This is a genomic window from Rhodoferax sp. P1_F3 (genome assembly GCF_056405715.1).
In genome coordinates, this window is the sequence record NZ_JBFUBO010000037.1 from 1 (window position 1) to 1,122 (window position 1,122).

At 57.5% G+C, this 1,122-nt stretch carries 1 protein-coding gene; it reads left to right on the forward strand.

Annotated elements, in window-relative coordinates; all coding sequences use genetic code 11:
* Window positions 1–53: 53 nt before the first annotated feature.
* Complete coding sequence (locus AC1DZ5_RS21515; RefSeq protein WP_477892848.1) at window positions 54–1,085, forward strand: IS30 family transposase; 1,032 nt, start codon at window positions 54–56, stop codon at window positions 1,083–1,085.
* Window positions 1,086–1,122 lie beyond the last annotated feature (37 nt).

Consider the following 1,122-nt stretch of genomic DNA (forward strand, 5'->3'; position numbering starts at 1 on the left):
GGCTGCCTCAATAGTGAAGTGCAACACCTTTAATTTAACTCTAAGGTGTGCGCATGAAATCAGAACCTCATTACAGCCAGCTGGACTATCAAGATCGCCAAACCATCGCGATCGGCCTTGAAAACGGATTGAGCCTGCGCGCCATTGGCCGTGTGCTAAACCGAAGCGTCGCCACGATCAGCCGCGAGATCACCCGCAACGGTGGCGGCAATGGCTACAGTTGTCGCTACGCCCAGCAGCGTCAGGTGCGAAGACGTCGACAAGGTAGGCCAGCGCCCAAGCTGGTGGCAGGCAACGCGCTCTTTGAATCCATCACCGTACTGCTACGCCGGCGCTGGTCACCCCAGCAAATCGCGGCCCACCTGGCTAAACTGCATCCGAGCGAAGCTGCCCAATGCGCCTCGCATGAAACCATCTACAACGTCATTTACGCCCAACCCCGAGGAGAGCTTCGCAAAGAGCTCATTGCCTGTTTGCGCATGGCGCGTACCAAGCGTTGGCCGCGCTCCAAGGGTGAGGATCGTCGTGGACAGATGGCAGATATGCTGAGCATTCATGTGCGTCCGCCAGAGGTTGAAGATCGCCAATTTCCTGGGCACTGGGAGGGCGACTTGATCAAAGGTGCGCTCAACCAAAGTGCGGTGGGAACGCTGGTGGAGCGCAACACCCGGCTGCTGATACTGGTCAAGCTACCTCACCCCCATCCCGCCACAGCCGCCCATGTCCTGCAGGCATTCACCGACAAGCTCAATGCCATTGCRCAACCCATGCGCAAGACCCTGACCTATGACCGAGGCAAGGAGATGAGCCACCACCAGCAACTCAGCGCCAATACGGGCATTGCGGTGTATTTCTGTGATCCGCACAGCCCGTGGCAGCGTGGGACCAATGAGAACACCAATGGATTGGTCCGACAGTTCTTGCCAAAGGGTACGGATCTGTCCGTGTACAGCCAGGAGCAGCTCGATGGGATAGCGGACCTGATGAATGGCCGACCCAGGAAAACACTGGACTGGTGCACACCGCATGAGGTCTACAGTGGTTGGCTGGCCAAGCTCGAAGAGCCAACTCAATCAATCCAATAAACTACCTTCGTGTTGCACTTGGATTTGAGCGCGCCCC